Origin of the sequence: Clostridium sp. AWRP, assembly GCF_004006395.2 — a bacterium.
Lineage (GTDB): Bacteria > Bacillota > Clostridia > Clostridiales > Clostridiaceae > Clostridium_B.
The window spans coordinates 4003507-4029957 of record NZ_CP029758.2; the positions used below are offsets into that span (position 1 = coordinate 4003507).

Genomic DNA, 26451 nt, shown 5'->3' on the forward strand with positions numbered 1-26451 from the left:
TTGTTTATTTCAAACCTGCTTCGTATTCAGAAGCATCTACTAAGTTTTTAACTTCTCCACTATCTTTTACTTTTATTTTTACTATCCATGCATCATAAGCATTCTCATTTATATATTCTGGTTCATCATCAAGTTTTTCGTTAATTTCGAGCACTTCTCCAGATAATGGAGATATTACATCTGAAGCCTTTTTAGATGATTCAACAACTCCAAGAGAAACTCCTTGAGTAATTTCATCTCCTACATCTGGCATTTCTACAAATAATATCTCTCCAAGTTGATCCTGTGCAAAATCACTTATGCCTATAAGTGCTGTGTCTCCTTCAATCTTTGCCCATGTGTGTTCTTTACTATACTTTAATTCTTTTGGAAAATTCATAAGTAACACTCCTTTATAAATTAAATTTTTTATAATTGGATGAGTAAATGGTTTATGCAAAATTTCAGACTTACACTCTCAACTCAATAATTCATTTATTAAAACAATAGTGACAGTTGCTCCTGTCACTATCATTTGAGTACTTAAAAAATTTTACTACATTATTGGATCCATCTTTAATGCAGGATGACCTTTTTCTTCCAAGAATTTTACTACATCCTCAGATTCTGTAGCTATAGTTTCATCACAAATCATATCTGCAAAATTATCTATATCATATAATTCCTTTGCTGTCTTATTTAATTTTTCTGCAACAAAGTCTTTTAATTCTTTTGGCATCCAAACTATTCTACCAAGTCCGCCTTCACCTTTCATAAACTTCTTTGAAGCTATGAATTGTCTTCCATGTCCCATAAATCCTGGAGTCTGAACTCCACCACCTGTCATGGATGCAAGTTCACCAAATGTCATTCCAAGAGGAGTTGTTGCACCAAATTCTCTGTTTACCATTACAACACCATTTGCTTCTGGCATTATACCTGTAATACACTCAAAACATCCACATGAAGTCATTGGATCTTGTAATATACTGTATAATGTAACACTAGTTACAGCACCCTGAGAAATTTTTGAAACAGTTTCGTTTACTTTTTCCCAAATACCTAAATTTTCATCAACCACGCCTTCTTTTGGAACTGCCTGACATGGTCCTGTTGGATTTAATTCAAGTGTAGCTTTAGCATCAAGCCATGAAACTGCACCGCAAAGTCCAAGTCTTTCAGGAGTTACTATACATACATGTGCAGGTGCAAATGATTGACACAAATTACATGAATAGAAAGTATCAACTTTTTCATCAACTAATGATTCAAGTCTTGCATCTCTTTCTGAATATCTTGGTACAGCATATTTGCCTTCCAATTCTTCAGCTTTACCTGGATCAGTTATTATAGTTACCTCACATTTATCTACAACTGAACCAAATTCATCTAACATCTTAGCATATATTACTTCACCAAAATGTTTCAATCTAAATCCTTTTTCAAAAGCTTCCTTACCTATTCTTACCCAAGTAAGATTTCTCTGACCAACATGCATTACTCCTTCTATATAGTTTAAGAAATAGTGAAGTCTTCTTTCAAGCACTGGCTCAAAATCCTTCTGCATATTTGTTCCACTTACTTTAACAAGCATTCCAAGAGGCATTCTTCCAGGAGCCTTATCTATAGTATCTATATCTGGTCCTATAACTTCTATCTTGTGATCTTCAACTTCTCCCTGCTCTGCACACATAACTAATTCCCAAGCTTTAGTCTTATTTCCACCAAACTCTGCAAGCATATCATTCTTTCTTATTCTTTCACCTTCAAATGCTGCTGCAAAAGCAACCGGAATTGGAATCTCAGTTATCTTTATCTTTATATTTCTAGCTTCTAATGAAGTTTTAACCATTTTATCATAATCTTTTTGAGTCAACAACAATGTAGGAACTTCCGGTACAACCTGATCAGTTAGTACAGGGAATCCAAGTGCTATAGCTCCTGCACCTGCTGAAACTACAAGTTCGCTTAATGGTCCAAATGCATTTACAAAAGCAGGTACTCTTTCTGCTGTATATTTCAATATCTCATTTAACTGTCCGCCCTTAATTCCTCCGAATATAAGCGCAGCTCTTATAGCAAAACTTACAATATGAATTACGGATGTAACATCATATCCAAGTGGAATAACCCTCAAGTCAAGTCCCATCTTAACTTTGCCTTCTATAGCCTGATCTATTACTTTACCTACCAAACAAGTAAGTAATCCTTTTGATTGGTAATCTTTTATTACTTTTGCTGCAGTTTCAGAATCTGGGAATTCTCCAAGTACAACTGCTACACCTGGAACATCACCTGTAACAAGCGGTACTCCAAATGATCTAATTATTGGATCTGAGATAAATCCTACACATGGTTCTGCATAAGGAGCATCTGAAAGGACATACTTTGCAGCTTCTATAATTTCTGCTGCAACAGCTGTTGCAAGTCCTGAATTTAAAAGCTTATCAAGCATTTCCTCCTCAACTATCAAACTTCTTACTATATCTAATGCACCTTCCAATTCTCCTACATTAGTTATCTTTTTTCCTGTAGCTGCAAAAATTACTGGTAATGAATATGCAGTATCAGGAAATGCTACTTTATAGTCTCTACCCTTCTCGTCAACAGCTTGCTTAACTATGCCTTCAGCAGCTGCTAAAGCCTGCTTTGAACCAGTGAATACAGTTTGAAATAAATTCATTTTTAGCCCCTCCTAATTTAAAATATTATATATTATAACTCTAAATTATAACTCTAAGTAAGAATCTGCATATAAAACAGCACCATTTACAACATCACAAGTCTTTATTGTCTCCATTAATCTCTTATCACATGGATTCATTATTGCAGAAGTAAGACCACATTGTATTGCCATAGCTGCAAAAGTTGCATCCATTATTGGTCTTATTTCCTTAGGTGCTCCATTTGAAACATTGCTTAATCCACAGCAAGTTCTAAGACCCATATCACTTATTAATTTAATAGCCTCTAATACTTCTTTTTGTTTATCCTGCATGCCCTTTATTACTAAAAATAATGGATCAAACAGTAAATCTGTAGGCTCCATTCCAAGACCCATACCTTTTTCAAGCATTTCTGTACAATATGCTATTCTTTCATCATTATCTTTTGTTATTCCTTCTTTTGCACAAAGTGCTATGCTCATAGCATCATACTCTGCAGCTAAATCTATATTTCCAATTCTTTCTCCTGCATCTGCAGAATTTATGATAGGTTTTCCTTTTTCTCTATTGTAAACTTTAAGTCCTGCCTCTATAGCCTTCTTATTTGTTGTATCAAGTGCTAGTGGAACATTGTCAAATTCACTTTGAAGAGCCTTAACACCCCACTGCATTATTTCTTCTCCATCTTTTCTTGCTGGTCCTATATTAAAATCTAGATAATTAGCTCCTGCATCCAATTGTTCTTTTGCTCTTTTAAATATTGGTTCAGGATTTCTCTCCTCAATAGCCTTCCTTATAGATGGAGATATGCAGTGAATTCTTTCGCCTATGATCATAAATTTATCCATGTTCAGATGACCTCCTATTTACCTTAATCTTTATAAAATAGTATTAATTTATATTGTCAGGCAATAATTAAAAATTTTTAATCATTGCCTATTTTTTACTTAAATAATTACTACTTAGCAGTTAACTCTTTTAATAACTTAGGAATAAACATAGCTTCTGTACTACTAATTACTATATTCCAGTCTGGAAGAAGTTCCTCTAATTCACCTTTCAAAACTGCAACCTTTCCTGGGATTAAAAGAGTTCTGTTCTTAGTCTTCTCTGATATTCCACACTTCTTTATTTCATCAGCTATTGCAGCACCAGTAAATTTACCTGCAGCCCAAGATGTAAGAACAGAATATCCGCCTGCATCTGGTATAACCATCCATACTGGAACTTTAGATCTTTCAACTTCTCCTGAAACTAGGAAGTAAGTAAGGGCAAAGTCAACAGTACATAATACTGGTGAGTTTTCATCTGGATTGTTAATTCCATGTATACCCAAATCAACTGTCATTGGTTTTTGTGGATCTGTAAATACATTCTGTCTTATACTATAAAGAGGAAGTGCTCTTGCATAATCCATATCACTTAAAACAAGTAATGAGCCATATTTCAAAGTAAATAATGTAGATAAAGCTACTTCCATAAATTTATCAGCCTTAGTAAGTTCATCTAGGAATAGTATAGAAGGATATCCAAAAGTTCTATCCTGACCTTGAATATTTATTCTTCTAATTTGAACTGTATTTTCAAAAGCTTCTTTAATGGATTTTCCACCTGGATCAAGTACTAAGTTCTTATATCCTAATTTTTGTATTTCTTCTACTAAACTATAAAGAGCTTCCAATCCGTCTGCCTTTACACCTAAAGCTAATTTATCTCCTTTTACAAGTTCAACCATTTCTTTGAAGTTATCTTTATTAGCTCCATAAACTAATGGATTTTCATCTTTAACTAGTGGAAGAGCTTCTTTCATTACTGCTGCATCTTCACAAACTAGAGCATAAGCTACCTTTACTCCACTTGCCTTTATTTTATTTATCAAAGCAAGATATTTGTCTTTATTTCCTGCATATTTTATTGCAGCAAATTCGGTTTTCATTTGTTCACCGATTCTAACATAATCTACATCTTTTATATGTTGGATCTTAGCATCTACTTCGGCATCATCCATACTATCAGAAAATGCAACTGCAAATCTATTTCTATTTACAAAAGTTTTTTCATGACGGAATAAAACAGTTTCTCCACCTAATTTATATTCATTATCTCCCTTACCAATAGTTATTGTCTTCATAATTGGTGCAGTAGCTTCAGCTAATTTTTCCATTGCCTCATCACTCATATGAGGACATTTTCCTATTTCTACGGCTCCTGCTGCTACTTTCATTGAAAAAGCTAGACAAGTAGGAAAACCACAATCCTTACAATTCTTTTTTGGTGTTAATTTAAATATATTTAATCCTGTTAAAGCCATTTTTAATCCTCCTTATTTAATCCCAGTATAAATTTTAATTAACCTAATAATTCCTTAATAAAGTTTCTAATTACTTCTACAGATTTTGGATGACGTAATATTACAGCATCGCTTCCTGACGCTAATATTCCGGATGCTGTTGCAACTTCCATGGAAATTGTTCTGTCTTCCTGACTTCCCCATTGTGGTGAATCTTCTTCTGAATCCATTGCTTCTTTTACCTTACAAGCTTCGAAAGAAACAGGGCTTATTATAGGAATTTGAAGAGTTTTATCATTTTGACCAAGTGCTGCAAGTTTTACTCTGTCTAAAGTTGATATAACATATTCGTAACCATATCCACCTGCTGCACATCCTACGTTGTCAACAAACTTTGTATTGTCTATTCCAAGTTGATTCATTAAAATATTTATCTGTTTTGCAAGGTTTATATCAACTGAAGATTCAGCTACAGCTTTGTCATTATAAGCCATTACACCTGCAGCTCCTACTGTCTTATAGTTATCTTCTACTGCAGACATTAAAAGTATATTATGTCCTTCAGTTTCCTGAGCAACTTTTTCAAATAATTTTGCATCTTTTTCATGGTTTCCTGTACCTGCAATTACTAATGGAGTTTTTATAGCTTCAACTACTGCTTTAGCTGTTTTAGCACAATCTTCTGGTGCAGCATCTGTACCGTTTGGATCAGCGCTTATAAGCCTCAAGCATATAAAATCTGGACTATATTTTTCTTCTACAAATTGTGCCCATTTAGCAGGGTCTTTTGCAACATCCTTATATATATCTTTTAAAGGATCTATCCAATCTTCTGGATATACATCTAAAATTTCCATACCCACTTTTGGGGTATTTCCTGTATCTCCATCAAAAGTATAGAATGGCAATACTGATTCTCCTCCTAATTTTAATGTTTTTTCTCCTGTTCCAATTTCAACTTCACCAATTTTGCCTGAAAATTTTTGTGTTGGTTTTTTGAACATAATGTATGCCTCCTTAATTTAATTTTTGAATTGAATTTTTGATAGTATTTCATTCAATGCTTTTCTGCATGAAGAATCCTCTGGCAGCTCTACTAATGCTTTTCCATCTGAATCAAATTGATAGACCATTTGGTCCATCGGCACAACTCCTACTAAATCCAGTTCTTGCTTTTTTATTTCTTCTTTTATTCCTGAATTCAATTTACCTTCTGGAGCTCTATTTACAATAAGGAAGATTTGGCCAACTGTTAACTTTAGTTCAGCAACTAACCGTTTTATTCTTCCAACAGCCTGTATGCCTCTCCTGGAACAATCGCTTATCAGAAATAGAGTATCAATAGGATCTATAAGTTTTCTACTCAAATGTTCCATTCCTGCTTCATTATCAACTACTATGTAATCATAATTACCAGAAAGTGAATCCACTTGTGCTTTAAGTATTCCATTAACATAACAATAACATCCTGGTCCCTGGGATCTTCCCATAACGATAAGGTCATAACCGTCTCCTTCAGCTACTGATGCATTTAATTTATACTTTAAATAATCTGCTTTCATCATACCTCCAGGAAAATTATCCCCTTCAAGTGATTTTCTATTTACGTCCTCTTTTATTTCTCCAATAGTTTCTTCAATGTCTGTTCCAAGTACTTCATTTAAATTAGCATTTGCATCAGCATCTACTGCTAAAATAGGTCCTGAACCTTTTTTTGTCAAATAATCTATTAAAAGACCTGTCAAAGTAGTTTTGCCGGTACCACCCTTACCTGCTACAGCTATTTTATATCCCATAGTACAACCTCCTTATATTGCTGTGTTTCAGATTACTTATAAAAAGCCTATTATAAATTTTATGCCTCTTATGTAGAAAACATCTTTAATTATATATTATATGTATAGGGCACGATAACCCTATACACATTAAACAATTTAATCAACAGAATGAACACATTGTTTGTGTACATCATGAAGAGCTTCCATCATTGCCTCAGACAAAGTTGGATGTGGATGAATAACTTCACCAACTCGTTCTGCTGTTAAACCAAGCTCACAAGCAACACCTAATTCTGAAATCATATCTGTTGCCCTATCACCTACAATAGCAGCTCCAATTATTACGTCCTTTTCATCTGTAATAATCTTTACAAATCCCTGGAATTTACCCATAGCTTGAGCTTTTCCAAGTCCTCTAAAATCAAATTTTCCAACCTTGTACTCGATTCCTGCTTTTTCAGCATCTTTCTCTTTCATACCTACAGAAGCTATTTCTGGTTCTACAAATGTACAGCCAGGTACTGCTTTGTAACTCATCTTCTTCTTTTTATCTAAAACTGCATTTTGAACAGCTACAATACCTTCTCTTGAAGCTACATGTGCAAGAGCAGCAGTAGGAATTAAATCACCTATTGCATAAACTCCCTCTACATTAGTTTCTAAATATTCATTTACAATTATTCTTCCTTTTTGATCTTTTTTAATACCTATATCATCCAAACCTAAGCCATCAGCATAAGCCCTTCTTCCTACTGCTATAAGAAGTGTTTCAGCCTCTAAAACTTTTCCGCTTCCTAATGTAGCAGTTACTGTATCACCTTTAACATCTACACTAGTTATACCATCACCTACAAAATATTTTATCTTATGCTGTTTAAAAATTCTCTGAAGTTGTTTTGCAACATCTTCATCTTCAAGCGGTGCAAGATGTGGAAGAGCTTCAACTACCTTAACTTCTACTCCCATACTATTCAAGAAGAATCCTATTTCACATCCTATAGGACCTCCACCAACTAGTATCATTGACTTTGGAAGTTTCTCCAAATTTAAAACTTCATCTGAAGTTATAACCTTTTTACCATCATACTTGAATACTCCAGGAGTAACAGGTACAGAACCAGTAGCAAGTATAATTTTATCTGCCGTTATGGACTCTTTAGATCCATCCTGCTTTGTAACCTCTACCTCTTTATTGCTTATAAGTTTTCCTGCTCCCCTTACAAGCTTTACTCCTCTATGTTCAAACATAAATTCTATACCTTTTACAAGTTGATCTACCACTTTATCTTTTCTCTGCATAATTGCATCAAAATCAGGTTTTACTTCACCTTCAATATTAATTCCAAATTTTGATGCTTGTTTTACCGCACTTAAAATATCTGTAGAAGCAAGTAATGCTTTTGTAGGTATACATCCAACATTTAAACAAGTCCCTCCTACATATTTCTTTTCAACTACAGTAACATCTGCACCTAAAATAGCAGCTTGCAGTGCAGCTACATATCCTCCTGGTCCTCCACCAATTACAACTACTTTCATTTCTAATCGCCCCTTATTTTTTAATCCTATATTTTTATAATCCTGCTTCGTCCAATATTAATGGCACATTTTCTTCCGCACCAATTGCCATTATATGAACTCCATCGCAAAGTCCTGATTCTTTTACGGTCTTTATAAATTCTCCTGCTATCTTTATGCCTTCTTGAACTTTATCCTCAGCATTCTTCATTCTATCTATAAGTTCATCAGGTACGAATATACCAGGTACATTTTTATTCATGTATTTAGCCATACCAGCCGACTTTAAAGGTATTATGCCTACCATAACTTTAGCATCTACACCTTGAGCTTTAGTCTCTTCTTTGAATTTCTTTAAAGTTTCCATATCATAAACAGCTTGAGTTTGAAAGAATTTAGCTCCAGCTTTAATTTTCTTCTTCATCTTTATAACTTGAAGCTCTAACGGATCATATCTAGGTGTAACACAGGCCCCTAAAAAGAAATCTGGTTTCCCTTTTAAATCAGTTCCACCCATGTCTTTTCCACCATTTAAAATGCTTGCCACCTGTAATATTCCAACACTATCTAGATCATAAACTGGCTTTGCACCAGGGTGATCTCCTGTAGCAGTATAATCTCCAGTAAGAGCTAAAACATTTTCAATTCCAAAAACACCCGCAGATAACAATTCTCCCTGAATTGCTATTCTGTTTCTATCTCTTCCTGTTATTTGAAATACAGGTTCTAATCCTGCATCTTTTAATACTTTACAAGTAGCTAAAGATGTAGCTTTTAACGTAGCAGATTGGAAATCCGTTACATTAACTCCTTGAACTCTTCCTTTTATCTTTTTGGCACATTCAATTAAATGAGAAAGATCCGTTCCCTTTGGAGGTGCCATTTCAGCTGTAATTGCAAACTCTCCCTTTTCAAAAGCTTCCTTCAATAAGCTCATTTTTTAATCCCCCTTCTGATTACTACTTAGCATTTAAATTTATTTTTCTAGGATGAGCACTTATTTGATAATCTCTTGGGTCTCTTATCTTGTCTAGATTGTCTAGCTTTCCTAGTTCTTTTAATTTGTTATATATCAATATCCAAGCACAATCATTTTCAGGATCAACTTCACATTTACCATCTCTTGCACCACCGCAAGGTCCATTCAAAAGTCCCTTTGCACACATTGTAATTGGACATATTCCTCCTGTCCATCCAAGCTGACAACTTCCACAAGCTTTACAAGCTTCTGCATATTGCCCAACTCTTTCTACTTCACCTATAAACATAGTGTTATTACCTGGATAAACGGGAATCTTTACTAATTTTGCTACAGTTTGAGTCCCATCACCACAAGCTAGAGATACAACTGCATCTGCTTCTTTTAATTCAGCTTTTAAGGACTTTAAATCTTTTCTTGTTTTTAAAAGATTGCAGGAAGGGTCAAGTATTTTATATCCTAAAACTTTTTTACCTTGTTCTTCTAACTTGGCTTTCATTGCTAATACTTCTTCTTCTCCGCCTACTTTACAAGTAGTTGCACATAAAGAGCATCCTGTGATTACTACTTTTTCACTGTCCTTAAGGTAATCCAATAATTCATCAAAAGATTTTTTTTCTGAAATAATCATATTTATTCCTCCATTTATTTCACAGGTTTATAGGTTATTTTGTAGCTTACAGGCTTTTACAATATGCTGTGCAAGTATAGATGACGTAACTGAGCCTACTCCTCCAGGAACTGGTGTTATCATTGAAGCTTTTGCTTCACAGTCTTCTGTATCTACATCTCCACATAACTTTCCACTTTCATCTACATTTATGCCTACATCTATAACTACGGCACCATCTTTTACATATTTTGAATCTATCATTTTAGCTTTTCCTATGCCTACTACCAGTATGTCTGCCTGGGAACAAACCTTTGGCATATCAGTAGTTTTTGAATGGCATACGGTAACTGTAGCATTTTCATTTAATAAGAGCATGCACGCTGGTTTTCCAACTACCATTGATCTTCCTACTATAACTGCATTTTTTCCCTTCATAGGAACTTCATAATGCTTAAGAATTTCTATAACAGCAGATGGTGTACAAGGTGCAAACCCTGTTGTATCTTTTTCCATCAATTTAGCAACATTTACAGGACTAAAGCAATCTACATCTTTCTCAGGGGCGATTATATATTTTATAACGCTTTCATCTAATTGCTTAGGAAATGGTCTGAATACCATTATTGCATTTACAGTCTTGTCCTCATTTATTTTTTTCAATTCTTTAATAAACTTGTCTTGTGATATATCTGCTGGTAGCTCTTTAACAACTGCCTCTATTCCAATTTTTTCGCACTTTTTTAGAGCTCCTTTTTCATAAGCAAGGTCACTTCCGTTTGCTCCAACTCTTACTAATGTAAGTTTTGGAGTAATACCCTTTACCTTTAAATCATTAACTTCTTTAGTTAAAGTTTCACTTATAGCATCTGCCACTGGTTTACCTTTAATTATCTGACCCATACTTATATCTCCTTCATATTAAAATTAGCTATCTGTACCATACTAAACTAATTTACAAGTGCCTCCGGAAGAAACTCAAGTTTCCTCCGGAGAATAATAATTTTATTTGGAAAGTGCACTAACTACTTTTTCATATACCTTATCTGCAATCTTAATGCCTTCTTCAACTAAAGGTTCCGTCTCTGCTTTTACCTTTTTAACATATTCCTGATCTTTAATGGAATTAATGTTGATTATGACATTAAGCTGTGCTCCAATAATAGCAGCTCTTAGACACTGAACTCCTACACCAACATCACTTATTGCAAGTTTGGAACAGTTATCTACAAGTGCCTCATGGAGTTTTATTGCTTCATAAGCTTGTTTAACAATACTTACTGGAACACTACATGCTTGTTTTAGACACTTTTCTAGAGTTTCTTCTTTTATTTTTTTCTGCTCTTCAGTGTCTTTCGGCATTCCATAAGCCTTTGAAAGTGGTAGAAAACACTCTGCATCTGCATCCATCATCTTTAAAAGCTCTGCTTGAAGCTCATTAGATCTTTTAAGTATGCCTTTTACCTTTTCATCATACTGTGCATACTTTTTCTTTCCTATTGTAAGGTTACATACCATGCCTCCAAGTGCCATTCCTATAGCACCTGTAATAGCTGATCCTCCGCCTCCACCAGGAGTTGCAGCTTTAGATGCAAGAACTTCTATAAAATCTGTGCAACTTTTATCTGCTAATTTCATATTGTTTCCTCCTAAATGTTTTAGAATAATCCGCTTATTACTCCATTCTCATCTACATCTATTTTTTCAGCAGATGGAACTTTTCCAAGACCTGGCATCTTCATTATTGAACCAGTTACTGCAACTACAAAACCTGCTCCAGCAGAAATTGTAACCTGTCTTACTGTAATATTAAATCCTGTTGGTCTTCCAAGTTTAGTTTGGTCATCAGTTAAGGAGTATTGGGTCTTTGCTATACATACTGGAGTTTGACCGAATCCTAATTTTTCAAGCTCGTCAATTTCTTTATCTGCCTGACTTGTGAAAGTAACATCATCAGCACCATATATCTTCTGAGCTACTGCTCTTATTTTATCTCTGATTGGTAATTTTTCATCATAAGCAAACTGGAAGTCATTTTTCTCTTCTTTTATAAGTCTAAGTACTTCTTTGGCAACTTCTATTCCACCTTCGCCGCCTTTAGCCCAAACTTCTGATAATTTTACATTTACACCTAATTCTTTACATTTATCTTCTACTAATTTTAATTCTGCCTGTGTATCTGTAGGGAATGCATTTAACGCAACTACTGCTGGTAATTTATATACCTTAGTTATATTCTCTACATGTTTTAATAGATTTGGAAGTCCCTTTTCAAGAGCTTCTAAGTTTTCATTATTTAAATCAGCCTTTGGAACTCCGCCATTGTATTTTAATGCTCTAACTGTAGCAACTATTATTACTGCATCTGGTTTTAATCCTGCCATTCTGCACTTGATATCTAAGAATTTTTCAGCACCTAGGTCAGCACCGAAGCCTGCCTCCGTAACTACATATTCACCAAAGTGAAGAGCCATTCTAGTAGCCATTATTGAGTTACATCCATGAGCTATATTCGCAAATGGTCCGCCGTGTACAAATGCTGGTGTTCCTTCAAGAGTCTGTACTAGATTTGGTTTCAATGCATCTTTAAGAAGTGCTGCCATAGCTCCTTCAGCTTTCAAATCATGAGCTGTTACAGGTTTGCCATCTCTAGTATATCCTACAACTATTTTAGCAATTCTCTTCTTCAAATCAATTATGTCACTTGATAAACAGAATATAGCCATTATTTCTGAAGCAACTGTTATATCAAATCCATCTTCTCTAGGTGTACCATTGGCTTTTCCGCCTAATCCATCAACTACAAACCTGAGCTGTCTGTCGTTCATGTCTACGCATCTTCTCCAAGCAATTCTTCTTGGGTCTATGTTAAGTTTATTGCCCTGATATATATGATTATCTATCATTGCTGCAAGTAAATTATTAGCAGCAGTGAGTGCATGTATATCACCTGTAAAGTGTAGGTTTATGTCTTCCATAGGTACTACTTGAGCATACCCACCGCCGGCAGCTCCACCCTTTATACCAAATACAGGTCCCATAGATGGTTCTCTAAGTGCAACAACAACAGATTTTCCCATTCTATTTAATGCATCTGCTACACCTATTGCTGTAGTAGTTTTTCCTTCTCCAGCAGGTGTTGGGTTTATAGCTGTACATAATATAAGTTTTCCATTCTTACTAGGTGTAGTCTTTAACAAGTTGTAATTTACCTTTGCTTTGTATTTACCATACAATTCAATATCATCTTCGGAAATATTTAATTTCTTTGCAATTTCCTTAATGTCCTTCATTGTGCATTCTTGAGCTATTTCGATGTCTGATTTATAAGTCATTTAAAAAACCCCCATTTCTAATTTTTGTTTTATATTTTTTACCTCCTTAACAGTTTCCTCATTGGAATCGTAAGGAGATTGATTGACTCTATCAGAACTTCCAACTGTGTCACTATAATGTATAAATCCAAGACATTCTTTTTCATCTACATTTTCCAATACAAATTCTTCGTCCGCTTTATTTCTAATTTTATTTGCTACCACAAATATCTTTTCTATTCCTATATCCTTAGCTAATTTTTTAACATGCTTGAACGTCTGTATACTTCTTATTCCAGGTTCTACAACAACAATAAATACATCTACACCTTGTGCTGTTCCCCTTCCCAAATGTTCAATACCTGCTTCCATATCCATTATGACGATATCTTTGTTTTGGAGCATTAAATGTGACGTGAGTTTTTTAAGCAAAACATTTTCCGGGCAGAAACAACCTGTTCCGCCTGTATCAACTGTTCCCATAGTTAAAAGTCTTACACCTTTGTATTCCTTACAATATCTTTCTGGTATATCATCAACTTTAGGATTTATTTTAAACATTTTTCCAAAGGATCCTGGAGTAGAATTTGTTCTCTCTGCTACTAACTTTTTCATTTCTGAAATCGGAACAATCTCATCTGCTATCTCTTTTGGAAATCCTAATGCTAACGCCAAATTGGGATCAGGATCTGCATCCACAGCTAAAACATTATATCCTTCTTCTGCATATATTTTACTCATTATCGCTGAAAATGTAGTTTTACCTACACCACCTTTGCCTGTTATAGCCATTTTCATTTTCATATGTAGTCCCTCCCATTTTGAACAACCATTTTATATAATTTATTTAAAATACAAACTTAATATATACTTTTATCTGCAAATATATTCCCTTATAATTTATGTATTTGTAGATAAATTATAATTTTTATTCTACATTATACCATCTATAAATCAAAATTCTTCTCAAAATGATATGAAATATTGGCTCCATATCATTTTGAGAACACATTTTTATATCATATTGAGCCATGCAAAATCAAACTTAGCTTTTAAGCCATTTTAACTTTGGCATGACAATTGCTTATCTTTATTATTAGATACCTAATTTTTTACGTTTTTCATTCATCCTATTAACCATTTGTTCAACTGCTTTCTTAGGATCTGTTTCTATAAAGAATTTAGCTCCTACCCAGTCTTCCATCTTATTAGTAAGAATGTCAACAACTTCTGGACCGCCTGTTACTGGAGGTGTTACTCCAAGCCAAGTGTCTATACCTGAAGTTACTACATAAGTACCTATAGAAACAGCTTTTTCTGACATCCATTCTGGTGCTACACCTACAACTGGAAGATCACTCATATCTGTACCTAAGAAATTAGCTACTCTACCTACCAAGTCTAATATACGGCTTATATCAACACAAGAACCCATATGAAGTACTGGTGGTATACCAACAAGCTTACATACAGTAGCTAGTCCTGGTCCTGCATATTTTTCTGCTGCTTCTAATTGCATTAATCCATATTCTGCTGCTGCTTGAGCTGCACAACCTGTAGCAACAACTATTACATAATTCTTTATTAATCCCTTTATAGTCTCAATATGTGCAGAATTATGAGTAACTTTAGGATTGTTACATCCAACTACACCTGCAGCGCCTCTTAATACTCCTGATGTTAAAACATCTGCCAAAGGTTTTACAGTTTGCATTGGTCCTATTTGCGTGTTTACAACTTTATCCAATTTATTTATTACTTCTTCAACACTGTATCCTACAATTCCCTTTGATTTCAATTCAGGAATCATTACTTTACTGTTGTCTCTATTTTTAAAGTTTAATATTGCTTCCTTTAAAATCTGTTTAGCAGAATCAAGTGGATGTTCTTCATCAAATTCGATATAAGTTGAATCTGTGATATGTGCCTTTGGTGAAGTCGTTATAAACTTAGTATGATATGACTTGGACAATTTTGCTAGTGCTGGCATAATACACTGTACATCAACTATAAGTCCATCTACTGCTCCTGTAACTACAGCCAATTCCTGCTGCATAAAGTTTCCTGCTATTTTAATACCATGTCTCATGGAAACTTCATTTCCAGTACAGCACATTCCGCATAAATTTATTCCATCAGCACCTTCTGATTTAGCAAGTTCAACTAGTTCTGGATCTGATGCTGCTTCTACTATCATATCTGAAAGAAGAGGTTCATGTCCGTGTAAAACTACATTTACAGAATTCTTTTCAAGTACTCCAAGATTTGCTTCTGTCTCAATTGACTTAGGTGTTCCAAACATTATATCACTAAATTCTGTAGCCATATATGATCCTAGCCATCCATCACCTAGTGAACATCTCATAGCCATTTTAATCATAGCTTCTGCATCTGCATTACATCCTATATGAGTTGAATGCATAACTGCAGCTATTTCTCTATCAATTGCCCTTGGAACTATGTCAAGTTTATCCCATATTTCCTTTCTCTTTGGTGGAAGAGAAGGTGGCAACTTAACTTCTCCCATTTGTCTACCATAATCATCTAATCCTCTTTTAGCTACATCATGAGCTATGTCATATATGTCTCTTCCTTCAGTTTCTACATCATATATTTTTGCAACTTCTTTCAATTTCTTTTCATCTTTAACTTTTATGTCTCCATCTTTACTGGAGTGGTATAAGCTAAGTGCTATACTTCTACCATGATCTGAATGTGCAGCAGCTCCGCCTACAACCATTCTTGCAAAATTTCTAGATACAATTACATCTGCTGTAGCACCACATATACCTCTTTCTACACCTTTTCCTGGTACTGGACTTACTCTACAAGGACCCATGCTGCAATTTCTACAGCAAACTCCTGCTGACCCAAATCCACACTGTACCTTCATGTCTGCTTTTCTATCTAAAGCAGTTCTTACTCCATCCTTTTTTGCCTTGTCCAATAATTGTAAAGTAGCCTGATCAATTGACTTTGCTTTTTCTTCCATTTTAATAATTCCCTCCTTAAAGAAATAACTTCAATTTTTGTTGTAATTACTTCTTAAAATAACTTAATTTTACCTAAAACCCTATTTTTTTATTTTAATTAATTGTAATAAATACAATTATAATTATAACCTTTTTACTACATAAAATAAATATATTTACTATAAAAAATGTTAAAAAATAAACATCCATTTAAGTATAATCTTGGTTATTAATAAATTATTTGTGAATTTAATGAGAAAATAAATATTGTTATTTGAAATATACAATTGCGTGTGACATATTTTAGTTTTTCAAGCATTACATGGATGTAAAAAATTCAAGAAACGTTTACAATATTACTATATAACTTCTTCAATTACATATTACCATAATAATGTACAACTTGAAAAGGACTTTTTAAAAAAATCAAAAAATTTTTTTAACTTTTTTTAGGTAAGCTGCTACTTGTTCAAATCTAGTATTTTAAAAAATATCTATACTAGTTTGGTATATATTTAACAAGCGTTTGGAAACTTAATCCAATTACTAAATTAAACTATTCTGGAACTATTATGACTATCTTTGGCGAATTTTTAACAACTTTACTAGTAACAGAACCAACCATCCTAGCTAATCCCTTTTTAGTAGACTTAGTCATTATTATTATGTCGAAATTATCCTGTGAAGCTTTTTTTAATATTTCATCTCCAGCATATCCAAAATCAAAAAACTTGTTTACAATATATCCCTGGAGTTCTTTTTCTGCCCTGTCTAAAACAATCTCTCCTGTTTCACGTGCCCTATCAACTTTATCCGTAATCACCATATCATTTACTATAACTATTTCTGAAACATTCATAAGTGTAACTTCTACTTCATCTTTCTTAAACATTTTTTTTAATAGATCAAGAGAATGCATACTCCTGTCAGTTCCATCTAAAGGTATTAATATTTTAGTTTTTGCCATACCAAACACCTCTTTCTCATTTAGTAAATATTTATACTTATATTATTCTATATTAGAACCTATCTTTCCTGCTTTTATAAAATTTTATTATTTATATCTCTTCCTTTTATGATTTTATTCAATAACAATAAAATAGCCCATCAATGTCTATTATTATAAACAGATTTCTAAGCATCAGATGAAATTTTAAATCCATCTGATGCTTAGAAATTGTCATCCAGAGACGTAGATGCTCTTTACTCCCACTTGGAAAAGAGCGGGAGTATTAGCACAGGTAGTCATCGGATAAAAAACACTGCGGACTATTTTTTAATTATGATATTAATTTATTTTAGTGTTTAGCTATTTAATCAAAATTGCAGACCTAATGTTCACAATGGTGATTGCAAAGCTCATTTTTATCTTCTAATTTTCCATCAATGTAACTTTGAACAACATCTTTGTATTCCCCAGATGCCCCTTTTATTACTTTAAGACCACACTGCTGCAATCCCATCAAAGCTCCTCCGCCAATACCTCCAGTTATTACTAAATCAACATTATGTTTTACTAGTAAATTTGCAAGTCCCTCATGTTGATGAGCTAACTGAACTGTAGATACTTCTTCAACATTTCCAATTTTATTGTTCTCAACAGTCACAATTACAAAACTCTGACTCATACCAAAATGTTGGTTAACCATATTTCCGTTATTAGGTAATGCTATTTTCATAAACTTTCCCTCCAATTTTTGTCATATGCTATTTTAATTATAGCATTTTTAGTCTTATTTGCAATACTTTCAAATAGTTTTTCCACAATTAGACGTTATTATCACTCTTCATATTTCTACACCATTTTCTGCAGAATTTTGCCTTTTTATTGCATATAACTTCTTCTGAACCACAAATAGGACAAGTATATCTATCTTGCTCATATTTTATTTCATATACATTACCGCAATGTAAACACTTAAATTTACAATAGGTTGTAGTATAGTTACCTCCATTTATTCTTATGGCATTTCCTTCTGTTAAGGCAACAGCTACTTTTTTTCTGGCACTATCTATGATGTTTTGAAAGGTTTGCCTGGATACCTGCATTTTTTGAGCACATTCTTCTTGATTTAATTCTTCAATATCCTTTAACCTCATTGCCTCAAGTTCTTCTACCTTTAAAACAATTTCCTCAATTTCACACTTATGTTTTCCCCAGGGTACAAAATAAGTATTTTCCGGGAAAAACTCTACTCTTCTAAACTTTGTTGGCCTTGGCATTTTAACTCCTCCCTGCATTTACTACATAATCCTATAAACAGAGTTCTTGGTATCAGATTGAGTTTTAAACTCCATCTGAACCTAAGAATTACTTGATTTAATCTCACATAGTCAAAGTTTAAACTTTGACTATCTATATCAATTATACTATTACAATTAAAACATTTAAAATGCATATGCAGGAGTTTTCTACTAAATATTTTCATTTCTTTTACTATTCCTAATTCATGAAATGATTATTCATTACAATGTCCTTCGTATTTATGTTCCTCACAAATACTTCCTGTGGATTTTAATTCACCCTTAATATATTTTTGTACCATATCATCACATAAACCTTGTGCACCAACTATTACCTCAATTTGATTTTCATTAAATAACTGTTGTGCTGTTTCTCCCATACCTCCTGCAATAATTACATTTACATTTAAACCTTTTAAAAACACTGGAAGATATCCTGGTCTATGTCCTGGATTTGCAGTAAATTGTCCCTGAGATGCCTTTCCATTATCTACATCATATATTGTAAAACCTTCACAATGTCCAAAATGTCCACTTACATACTTTCCATCACTTGCAATTGCTATTTTCATTTAAATTTCCTCCTTATATTTTAATTGATAATTTATAATTTTTATTAATTTTATACTTAATGCTAAAAATTTAGAAAAAGCTTTTTATAGTATTCCACATATCTTCAATAGCTTTTTCTGCCATACTTTCCTTATAAAAAGTTATAGGTTTTAATTCATTTATGGACTTCATAACAGTATCATCATAAGGAATTTTGCCTACCAACTCTAAATTTTGCAAAAATACAAAATTTTCTATTTTTTTAGTTATTTCTTCATTTATATCATATTTATTTATACATACCATAGTAAAAATTTCAAAATGTTTACATAGGTTTACTACTCTTGCTAAATCTTCAAGGCCTGATTTTGTAGGCTCTGTAACAACTAACACTGCATCACTACCTGCTACAGAAGATATTACAGGACATCCAATACCAGGTGATCCATCTACTATAGTTAGCTTATCATCACAATTAAACTTTTTACCATTTTTTCTTAAATAGTTTACTAATTTTCCTGACCCATCACCCCCTATTTTCATTTCTGCCCTTGAAATTATTCCTTTATCTAACTCAGTAATGAAAGTATTTGCTACATTTTGATCTTTTAATTCTATAGCATTATGAGGACATACTAATGTACATGAACCACAACCTTCACACTCAAATAAATCTACTTTAAAGTCTGTTATAGCTTGGAATTTGCATATGGTTTCACATTTTCCACATTTTTTACACATAGATTCATTTATAGAAGCCTTTTTCCCACCTATAAAACTTTTTTTTTCTATATCTTTTCCTTTGTAAAACATGTAAAGATTGGGGGCATCTACATCGCAATCTATCCTTATTACATCTTTTGCAATTTCAGCTAATGCTGTTGCAATAGTAGTTTTTCCTGTTCCACCTTTTCCACTTACAACTACTAATTCCAAGCTAACACCTCCCTTATCTTCTGTGAAAGTTTATCAAATATTGCTTTGTGATGTAAATCATCATATAATATTTCGCCCTTAGAATAAAGTATTGCTGTATCCTTACTATAGTCAATAGTACCTAGTAACGTAATTTTTTCTTCTTTACAATATTTTTTTATTATATTGTCCTTTTTATCGTCTTTATTTATAACTATACCAAAAGGTATGTTATACATTTTCACAAGTTCTACAGCCATTTTTAAATCATGAAGTCCAAACTCTGAAGGTTCTGTAACAAGCACTGCAGCATCAGCATATTTTAAAGTATTTATTACATTACAGGAAGTTCCAGGTGGACAATCAATTAAATTAACTTCTCCTGATAAATTCTCAAGTAATTCTTTAATAACAGGTACTGCCATAGGTTCACTTATATTTAAAATTCCTCTACTGCATCTTATATCTCTTGATGTCCCTTTTTCAATTTTCCCTATTTCTCTTTTACCATAAGTTACAGCATTGTATTTACATACAATTTCACAAGCACCACAGCCATGACACAACTTTTGAAAAAGAAAAAGATCATCCTTCACTTTTGCAAGGGCATTAAATTGACATGCATTTGCACAAGAACCACAGACAGTACATTTACGGGCATCTATTATTGGATATTCTACTTTCACCGATTCTACTATATCTACTTTAGGTTTTAGGAACAGAAAACCATTTGGTTCTTCTACATCACAATCTACATAATTTGCCCTTAAAGCAAGAGCAAGATTAGTAGATACTGTAGTTTTTCCTGTTCCTCCTTTTCCACTAAGTACTGCTATATTCACTATACACTCATCTCCAACTTAATAAATTCTTCAATGGTGTGCTGGACCAGAAATTTTTATTTCTTCAAGTTCATCATTTTTATACTTCTGAAGAACTGAGTTTATATCTATACTACTGCACTTATAAGCTTTGATTCCTGATTTTTGAATAAGCTCAAATGCATTAGGGCCAAGATTTCCTGTAATAATAGCATTTACTTTCTCATCTATTAATTGATTAGATGCAGCAATACCTGCTCCTCCACTTGAACTTTGACCTTTGTTTTCTATGATTTTAATTTCTCCACTTTCAGTGTCATGAATTTGAAAGTACTTACACCTTCCAAACCTACTATCAAGTAAATCTTCAGCATTTTTTCCTGCTGATGAAATTGCTATTTTCATCACTATCCCTCCAAATCTTCAATTATACTTTTGCTATAGATATGAACTATATTCTAAAATAAACTCATATCTCAGTTACGTTATTGGCATTTGCTATTTTAATACTATCACTAATATAAGTTATTGTCAAATGCCAATAACTTATATTTTTATAAATTTATATTCAAATACCCATAACTCCCTTTAAACTATTTTGTTTTAAATTAACTTCATCAGAATATGCTTAAAAAATCTACCCGTAACTGCAAAACGGTTACGGGTAATTTATAAGTATTTGTCTTTATTTTTCTAAACTCTTCATTACGTTATCAACGATAGGATAAAAAACCTTTTCAAGGTCTTCATCTTCATTTTTATATGTAGGGTCTGATAAATTACCTACGCTATTTAAAACAGGAATTTCTCCTAAAAGCTTCAAATTCATTTCTTCTAAAAACTTAGTTGTGCTTTCTCCATTAAATGGTTTTATTTTTTTACCACAATCCGGACAAGTTATATAGCTCATATTTTCAATAACACCTAATACATCAATATTAATTGCCCTTGCCATATTTACAGCTTTTGAAACTATCATTGAAACTAGATCCTGGGGAACAGATACCATAACTATTCCATTTATAGGAATAGACTGCATAACTGTCAGTGCAACATCACTTGTTCCTGGAGGCATATCAATAACTAAATAATCAAGTTCTCCCCATAGTACATCTGTCCAAAATTGTTTAACTACACCACCAATCATCGGTCCTCTCCAAATAACAGGATCATTTTCATTGTCCACTAATAAGTTTAAAGACATAACTTTTATACCATCATCTGTATCTACAGGATGCATTAATTCCCCATCTGAAATAACTTTTTTGTCTTTTAGACCAACAAGCCTTGGTACACTTGGCCCTGTTATATCCGCATCTAAGATACCTGTGCTATATCCCAGTTCCTTTAAACGTTTTGCAATAAGAACTGAAATTGAGGATTTTCCTACTCCACCTTTTCCACTCATAACGCCAATAATTTTTTTTACTTTGTTTAAAGGATTATTTTCAATCATACATTTTTGCTTATCCTTATCACATCCCCCATTAGATGGGCATGAATTACATTCTGACATGAAATCATCTCCTAAATTTATAATTAGCATTTGCTACTTATATAATAACTCCATTTATAATTATTATCAAATGCCAATTATAATACTCATTTTTGTATTTAACCCAAAATATCAATCACAGCGTTTTTTCCGCAATAATTCTTCTAACTCATTAATGCGTTTATTTATTTGTTCTATCTCTGCTTCATATTTTCCTACTGTAGCACTAGATAAATGAATACCTCTCTGTCCTAGTACAAGTGATCTTTCTTCTTCTATATCTTCAAGAGAGTCTTTAAGTTCTGCAAGCTTTTTTTCTAATTCAGAAATACTCATTTTTTCAAAATCATACATTATAATCTACACTCCTTTTTTATTACTCAACTTTCGCTTATATAGGATTTTGACTTAATATAAAAAAATTACGATCTAAATGAATTCATAATTCACAGTTCACAGTTCACAATTTCGGTAAATTTTTCTCCGCTGTGCTGCTAAAAATTTTAAATTTGAAACTTTTTAAAGCTTATTGAAGCTTTGCTTCAATGGTGCTATATTTTAGATTTTCTGAAGTTTTAACGGAAGAAAATTATCCCTAATTGTGAATTGTGCATGGTGCATTGTAAATTCATTTATAACCTTACTACTTTATTGTACATAAATCTATAAAACGTTTCATTGTCTCTGTTAAATATTTGTTCTTGTGATATATGATTTTAAACTTTCTTTTAAATTTAATACCTTTAACAGGTATTTCACAAAGGGTACCAGAGGATAATTCATTTGTCACTGAATTTCTAGAAATAACTGACACTCCTAATCCTTCTGCAACTGCAATTTTTATGGTATCAGTATTGTTACATATCCATGAAGCCTTCCATGTTAATTCATTTTCTATCATTTTATCTTCAAATGTCTTACGAGTTCCACTTCCTTTTTCACGAATAATAAATTTTTCTTTTTGAAGTTCGCAAGGTTCCACATAAGGAAGTTTTGCAAATCTGTGGCAAGCTCCACAAATAAGTATCAATTCGTCATCCATAAATGGTTTGTTTAAAATATCTGAATTTGTCGTTTCTCCTTCTACAAGACCTATGTCAATTTCATCGTGAAGAAGCATTTTTTCAATTTTTGTGGTATTTTCTTCATACACTTGTATATCAGTTTCTGGATATACTTTTTGAAAATGTGAAACAAATTTAGGTAAAACATAAGCTCCAACAGTAACACTTGCACCAATACGTATAGATCCATTTTCATGCAAAGTCTTCATATCATTTTCTAATTCTGTATTTAACTTAATAATATATCTAGCATAACTCATTAGTTTTTCTCCTGCCTGAGTCAAATAAAGTTTTCTTGAAAGCCGTTCAAAAAGTCGTATACCATAGTGATTTTCAAGTTCAGAAATTGCCTGACTAACTGCTGACTGAGACATAAAAAGTGTTTCAGAAGCCTTAGTCATATTCATTTTGTCACATACAGCAACAAATATTTTAAAATGTCTTAAAGTCATAATATTCTCCTTATGCATTAGTATATACTTATTATATTAATTAAATAATAATATTTTACTTATGTAATGTCAAGGTGTATTATGAATGGCAGATAGGAGGAGATATTATGAAAACAATAACTAATAAAGTATCAGGAATTATACTTGCACTAATTATAGCTATTCCAGCATGGCTACTTGGAAATGCTTTTCCTATTATAGGAAGTCCTGTGCTTGGAATTTTATTTGGAATGGTTTTAGCATTTTGGAAAAGGCCAAGCTGTTTTAACGAAGGTATAACCTATACTGCAAAAAAATTACTTCAATATTCCATTATCCTTATAGGTTTTGGCATGAATCTTTTTAATGTTTTTAAAGTAGGAAAACAAACAATTCTTTTAATGACTTTCACACTAACAGCAGCATTTATTACTGCTTATATTGTAGGTAAATTATTAAGGATAAATGGGAAAACGGCAACTTTAATAGGTATTGGTTCCTCCATATGTGGTGGTTCAGCTATTGCAGCAACAGCTCCTGTTATTAATGCAAATGAACAGGAAGTTGCCCATTCCATATCAACCATATTTCTTTTTAATGCCATTGCAGCCTTTTTATTTCCATTCCTCGGACATTTATTTGGCATGAGTAATCAATGCTTTGGTCTTTGGGCTGGGACAGCTGTTAACGATACTTCATCTGTAGTAGCCGCTGGTTATTCCTACAGCAATGCAGCAGGCAATCTTGCAGTCATAGTAAAACTCACAAGAACCCTGGCTATCGTTCCAATTACATTGGTGCTAGCTATTTACACTTCTAAGAAAGAAGCCAAAAATAAAGAAGGATCTTATAGGCTAAGTAAAATATTTCCCTGGTTCGTACTTGGTTTTATGGCTGCATCAATAATTAGCACATTTATTCCTCTGCCAACTGTATTTACTACATTTTTATCAGAGACAGGAAAATTTATTATTGTAATGGCAATGGTATCTGTAGGATTAAATACTAATATTATAAAACTTGTAAAAAATGGTTTAAGTCCAATTTTATTAGGCTTTACATGCTGGGTAGTTTTAGCACTTACTTCACTTGGAGTTCAACATTTTATAATGGGAATTTTTTAGAGAAAGAAATTTGATTAACATTGATCTTAAAACATCATAATAAAAATCTTTAAAAACAATATTTTAGGGGCAATATACAACCTTTTAGTAAAAAACTTTTACTAAAAGGTTGTATATTGCCCTTTAATATTTTTAATATTAAATCTAGATAATTACATTTCCTGTGTTGTTATATAAGAATCTTTTTTTTAATTGAAGTTTCATTTCTTTAATGGCTTTTTCTCCTGTACAGTGACACATTTCTAAAACTCGTATATCCTTTTCTTTTATAAACTTAATTGTACTATTTAACCTTAAATCATTAGCTTCTAGCAAATGGGTTCCTCCCACAATACCATAGATTGGCATACCCGTCTTTTCTATAATTGTCTCTAAAATATTAATTATTCCTACATGAGAACAACCAACTATAACCATCAATCCTTTATCAAGCTTAACTACTAATACTATTTCATCTGAAAAATCATCCAATGTATAGTTTCTATTTTGTTTTATTTGAAATTTGGGGTTTGTTAATTCAAAATCATTATTTTTGTTAAAATTGGAAAATATCATTATATCTTTGTTAATGTAAAATATATCTTCTTCAACATATTTTATTGGAATATTATTTTTATTAACAAATTCTTCATTAAAGGAATTGCCAATATACTTGTAAGTTTTCTCTTCTGTAAATTTATATTTTCTATTAAAGAATTCTTTCCCTACAATTAATTTATATGGGCTTTTAACTTTATCTACAAACTTTTTAAAACCTCCACTATGGTCATAATGACCATGACTTAAAATAACATAATTCAAATTATTTAAATCAACATTTAATCTTTCAGCATTTTTAATAAAATTTCCACTTTGGCCAGTATCAAACAATATTTTAAATCCATTAACTTCTATGTAAAGTGATAATCCATGTTCACTATATAATTTGGGATCAACACCAGGTTTATTTTCTATGAGAGTTACTATTTTAAAATTCATTTTAATCACCAACTCATTTAAATTAAAGAAGTTGAATTTTAGAAAAATCAATATCTCCGTTATCTTTAATCATCTCTTTATCAGCATGAACATATTCAATTTTTCCTGCAAACATTTCATGTGAACCAGTAACTATAGAATCCTCTACCTTACACTCTATGTTTATAGGGCAGTCTGCTAATAAAGGAGCATTTACCTTTATTCCTTCGTCAACTTTAATATTAAGTTTTGAAAATTTATCTTCATTTCTGCCGCTATGACTACCTAAATATTCAAACATTTCTTTTTGTTCTTTTGTAACAATATTTACTACAAAAACACCTGTTTCTTTTATCATTTTATAAGAATATCTAGATGGAACAATACCTACCATAATCATTGGTGGGTCATAACTACAGTTACAACAGTATGCTACTGCTAGTGCATTATTCTTACCATTTACATCCCTACAAGAAACTAATATTTTAGGCATCGGTTGAAGACATGACTTCATATTTCCTTGAATTTTTTCCATAATAATATTCCTCCATTATTTATAGTATTGCCAAAAATTTTAATGCAATTTCTAGCTTAATTCTTTTATTTGTAACAAATTTAATTACTGTTTATATATTGGCATTTGCTATTTTCATAATACATCTATGCATAATTATTGTCAAATGCCAATATGAAAACATCTATAGATTTATTTCTTCTCATTTATAGTATAAAAGCCCATGCA

Annotated in this window: 27 protein-coding genes; 1 reads left to right on the plus strand and 26 read right to left on the minus strand. The window is 32.5% G+C overall.

Annotated elements, in window-relative coordinates; translation table 11 throughout:
• Window positions 1-4: 4 nt before the first annotated feature.
• The 24 genes from gcvH to DMR38_RS18815 form a co-directional block, all read right to left on the minus strand.
• Window positions 5-379, minus strand: a complete 375-nt coding sequence (gene gcvH, locus DMR38_RS18690; protein WP_127722873.1) for a glycine cleavage system protein GcvH — start codon at window positions 377-379, stop codon at window positions 5-7.
• A gap of 156 nt (window positions 380-535) precedes the next feature.
• Complete coding sequence (gene acsB, locus DMR38_RS18695) at window positions 536-2662, minus strand: acetyl-CoA decarbonylase/synthase complex subunit alpha/beta (protein ID WP_127722875.1); 2127 nt, start codon at window positions 2660-2662, stop codon at window positions 536-538.
• A 45-nt stretch (window positions 2663-2707) separates the two neighbouring features.
• The gene (gene acsE, locus DMR38_RS18700; protein ID WP_013240360.1) at window positions 2708-3493 is read right to left on the minus strand and encodes a carbon monoxide dehydrogenase/acetyl-CoA synthase methytransferase subunit; all 786 of its coding nucleotides are present in this window, start codon (window positions 3491-3493) and stop codon (window positions 2708-2710) included.
• A 110-nt stretch (window positions 3494-3603) separates the two neighbouring features.
• Window positions 3604-4956, minus strand: a complete 1353-nt coding sequence (gene acsC, locus DMR38_RS18705) for an acetyl-CoA decarbonylase/synthase complex subunit gamma (RefSeq protein ID WP_127722877.1) — start codon at window positions 4954-4956, stop codon at window positions 3604-3606.
• A 38-nt stretch (window positions 4957-4994) separates the two neighbouring features.
• On the minus strand, window positions 4995-5939 hold the full coding sequence (gene acsD / locus DMR38_RS18710; protein WP_127722879.1) for an acetyl-CoA decarbonylase/synthase complex subunit delta: 945 nt from the start codon (window positions 5937-5939) through the stop codon (window positions 4995-4997).
• An 18-nt stretch (window positions 5940-5957) separates the two neighbouring features.
• Window positions 5958-6731 carry an AAA family ATPase gene (locus DMR38_RS18715; RefSeq protein WP_127722881.1) on the minus strand — a complete coding sequence of 258 codons (774 nt, stop codon included), beginning with the start codon at window positions 6729-6731 and terminating at the stop codon, window positions 5958-5960.
• Window positions 6732-6869: 138 nt separating this feature from the next.
• Window positions 6870-8252, minus strand: coding sequence for a dihydrolipoyl dehydrogenase (gene lpdA / locus DMR38_RS18720; RefSeq protein ID WP_127722883.1), 1383 nt, complete (start codon window positions 8250-8252; stop codon window positions 6870-6872).
• A 34-nt stretch (window positions 8253-8286) separates the two neighbouring features.
• Window positions 8287-9168, minus strand: a complete 882-nt coding sequence (locus DMR38_RS18725) for a methylenetetrahydrofolate reductase (RefSeq protein WP_127722885.1) — start codon at window positions 9166-9168, stop codon at window positions 8287-8289.
• A 22-nt stretch (window positions 9169-9190) separates the two neighbouring features.
• A complete protein-coding gene (locus DMR38_RS18730) occupies window positions 9191-9841 on the minus strand; it encodes a methylenetetrahydrofolate reductase C-terminal domain-containing protein (RefSeq protein ID WP_127722887.1) in 651 nt (216 codons plus the stop codon).
• A 27-nt stretch (window positions 9842-9868) separates the two neighbouring features.
• Window positions 9869-10723: a tetrahydrofolate dehydrogenase/cyclohydrolase catalytic domain-containing protein gene (locus tag DMR38_RS18735; RefSeq protein WP_127722889.1), complete on the minus strand. Its 855-nt coding sequence runs from the start codon at window positions 10721-10723 to the stop codon at window positions 9869-9871.
• 102 nt (window positions 10724-10825) lie between these two features.
• Complete coding sequence (locus DMR38_RS18740; protein WP_063600847.1) at window positions 10826-11458, minus strand: cyclodeaminase/cyclohydrolase family protein; 633 nt, start codon at window positions 11456-11458, stop codon at window positions 10826-10828.
• Window positions 11459-11478: 20 nt separating this feature from the next.
• Complete coding sequence (locus DMR38_RS18745) at window positions 11479-13155, minus strand: formate--tetrahydrofolate ligase (protein WP_127722891.1); 1677 nt, start codon at window positions 13153-13155, stop codon at window positions 11479-11481.
• On the minus strand, window positions 13156-13932 hold the full coding sequence (locus DMR38_RS18750; protein ID WP_175413145.1) for a carbon monoxide dehydrogenase accessory protein CooC: 777 nt from the start codon (window positions 13930-13932) through the stop codon (window positions 13156-13158).
• Between the two features lie 298 nt (window positions 13933-14230).
• A complete protein-coding gene (cooS, locus tag DMR38_RS18755; RefSeq protein WP_127722893.1) occupies window positions 14231-16126 on the minus strand; it encodes an anaerobic carbon-monoxide dehydrogenase catalytic subunit in 1896 nt (631 codons plus the stop codon).
• 536 nt (window positions 16127-16662) lie between these two features.
• Window positions 16663-17073, minus strand: a complete 411-nt coding sequence (locus tag DMR38_RS18760) for a universal stress protein (RefSeq protein ID WP_127722895.1) — start codon at window positions 17071-17073, stop codon at window positions 16663-16665.
• 364 nt (window positions 17074-17437) lie between these two features.
• The gene (locus DMR38_RS18770; protein ID WP_127722897.1) at window positions 17438-17785 is read right to left on the minus strand and encodes a NifB/NifX family molybdenum-iron cluster-binding protein; all 348 of its coding nucleotides are present in this window, start codon (window positions 17783-17785) and stop codon (window positions 17438-17440) included.
• A gap of 88 nt (window positions 17786-17873) precedes the next feature.
• A complete protein-coding gene (locus DMR38_RS18775; RefSeq protein ID WP_127722899.1) occupies window positions 17874-18329 on the minus strand; it encodes a DUF134 domain-containing protein in 456 nt (151 codons plus the stop codon).
• Between the two features lie 236 nt (window positions 18330-18565).
• Entirely contained in the window at window positions 18566-18922 is a 357-nt protein-coding gene (locus DMR38_RS18785) for a NifB/NifX family molybdenum-iron cluster-binding protein (protein WP_127722903.1), read from the minus strand.
• A 70-nt stretch (window positions 18923-18992) separates the two neighbouring features.
• Window positions 18993-19838, minus strand: coding sequence for an ATP-binding protein (locus DMR38_RS18790; protein WP_127722905.1), 846 nt, complete (start codon window positions 19836-19838; stop codon window positions 18993-18995).
• Window positions 19829-20659, minus strand: coding sequence for an ATP-binding protein (locus DMR38_RS18795; protein WP_127722907.1), 831 nt, complete (start codon window positions 20657-20659; stop codon window positions 19829-19831). Before DMR38_RS18795 ends, DMR38_RS18790 begins: the two co-directional genes overlap by 10 nt.
• Window positions 20660-20689: 30 nt before the next feature.
• Window positions 20690-21043 carry a NifB/NifX family molybdenum-iron cluster-binding protein gene (locus tag DMR38_RS18800; RefSeq protein ID WP_127722909.1) on the minus strand — a complete coding sequence of 118 codons (354 nt, stop codon included), beginning with the start codon at window positions 21041-21043 and terminating at the stop codon, window positions 20690-20692.
• A gap of 280 nt (window positions 21044-21323) precedes the next feature.
• Window positions 21324-22154 carry an Mrp/NBP35 family ATP-binding protein gene (locus DMR38_RS18805; protein WP_127722911.1) on the minus strand — a complete coding sequence of 277 codons (831 nt, stop codon included), beginning with the start codon at window positions 22152-22154 and terminating at the stop codon, window positions 21324-21326.
• A 111-nt stretch (window positions 22155-22265) separates the two neighbouring features.
• On the minus strand, window positions 22266-22487 hold the full coding sequence (locus DMR38_RS18810; protein ID WP_127722914.1) for a hypothetical protein: 222 nt from the start codon (window positions 22485-22487) through the stop codon (window positions 22266-22268).
• A gap of 289 nt (window positions 22488-22776) precedes the next feature.
• Entirely contained in the window at window positions 22777-23649 is an 873-nt protein-coding gene (locus DMR38_RS18815) for a LysR family transcriptional regulator (protein ID WP_127722916.1), read from the minus strand.
• 107 nt (window positions 23650-23756) lie between these two features.
• On the opposite strand from DMR38_RS18815, the gene DMR38_RS18820 reads away from it, so the two are divergent.
• Window positions 23757-24752 carry a YeiH family protein gene (locus DMR38_RS18820; RefSeq protein ID WP_127722918.1) on the plus strand — a complete coding sequence of 332 codons (996 nt, stop codon included), beginning with the start codon at window positions 23757-23759 and terminating at the stop codon, window positions 24750-24752.
• 144 nt (window positions 24753-24896) lie between these two features.
• On the opposite strand, the gene DMR38_RS18825 is transcribed toward DMR38_RS18820, so the two are convergent.
• Window positions 24897-25730, minus strand: a complete 834-nt coding sequence (locus tag DMR38_RS18825) for an MBL fold metallo-hydrolase (RefSeq protein ID WP_127722919.1) — start codon at window positions 25728-25730, stop codon at window positions 24897-24899.
• A gap of 22 nt (window positions 25731-25752) precedes the next feature.
• Window positions 25753-26244 carry a flavin reductase family protein gene (locus DMR38_RS18830; protein WP_127722920.1) on the minus strand — a complete coding sequence of 164 codons (492 nt, stop codon included), beginning with the start codon at window positions 26242-26244 and terminating at the stop codon, window positions 25753-25755.
• Window positions 26245-26451: the final 207 nt, after the last annotated feature.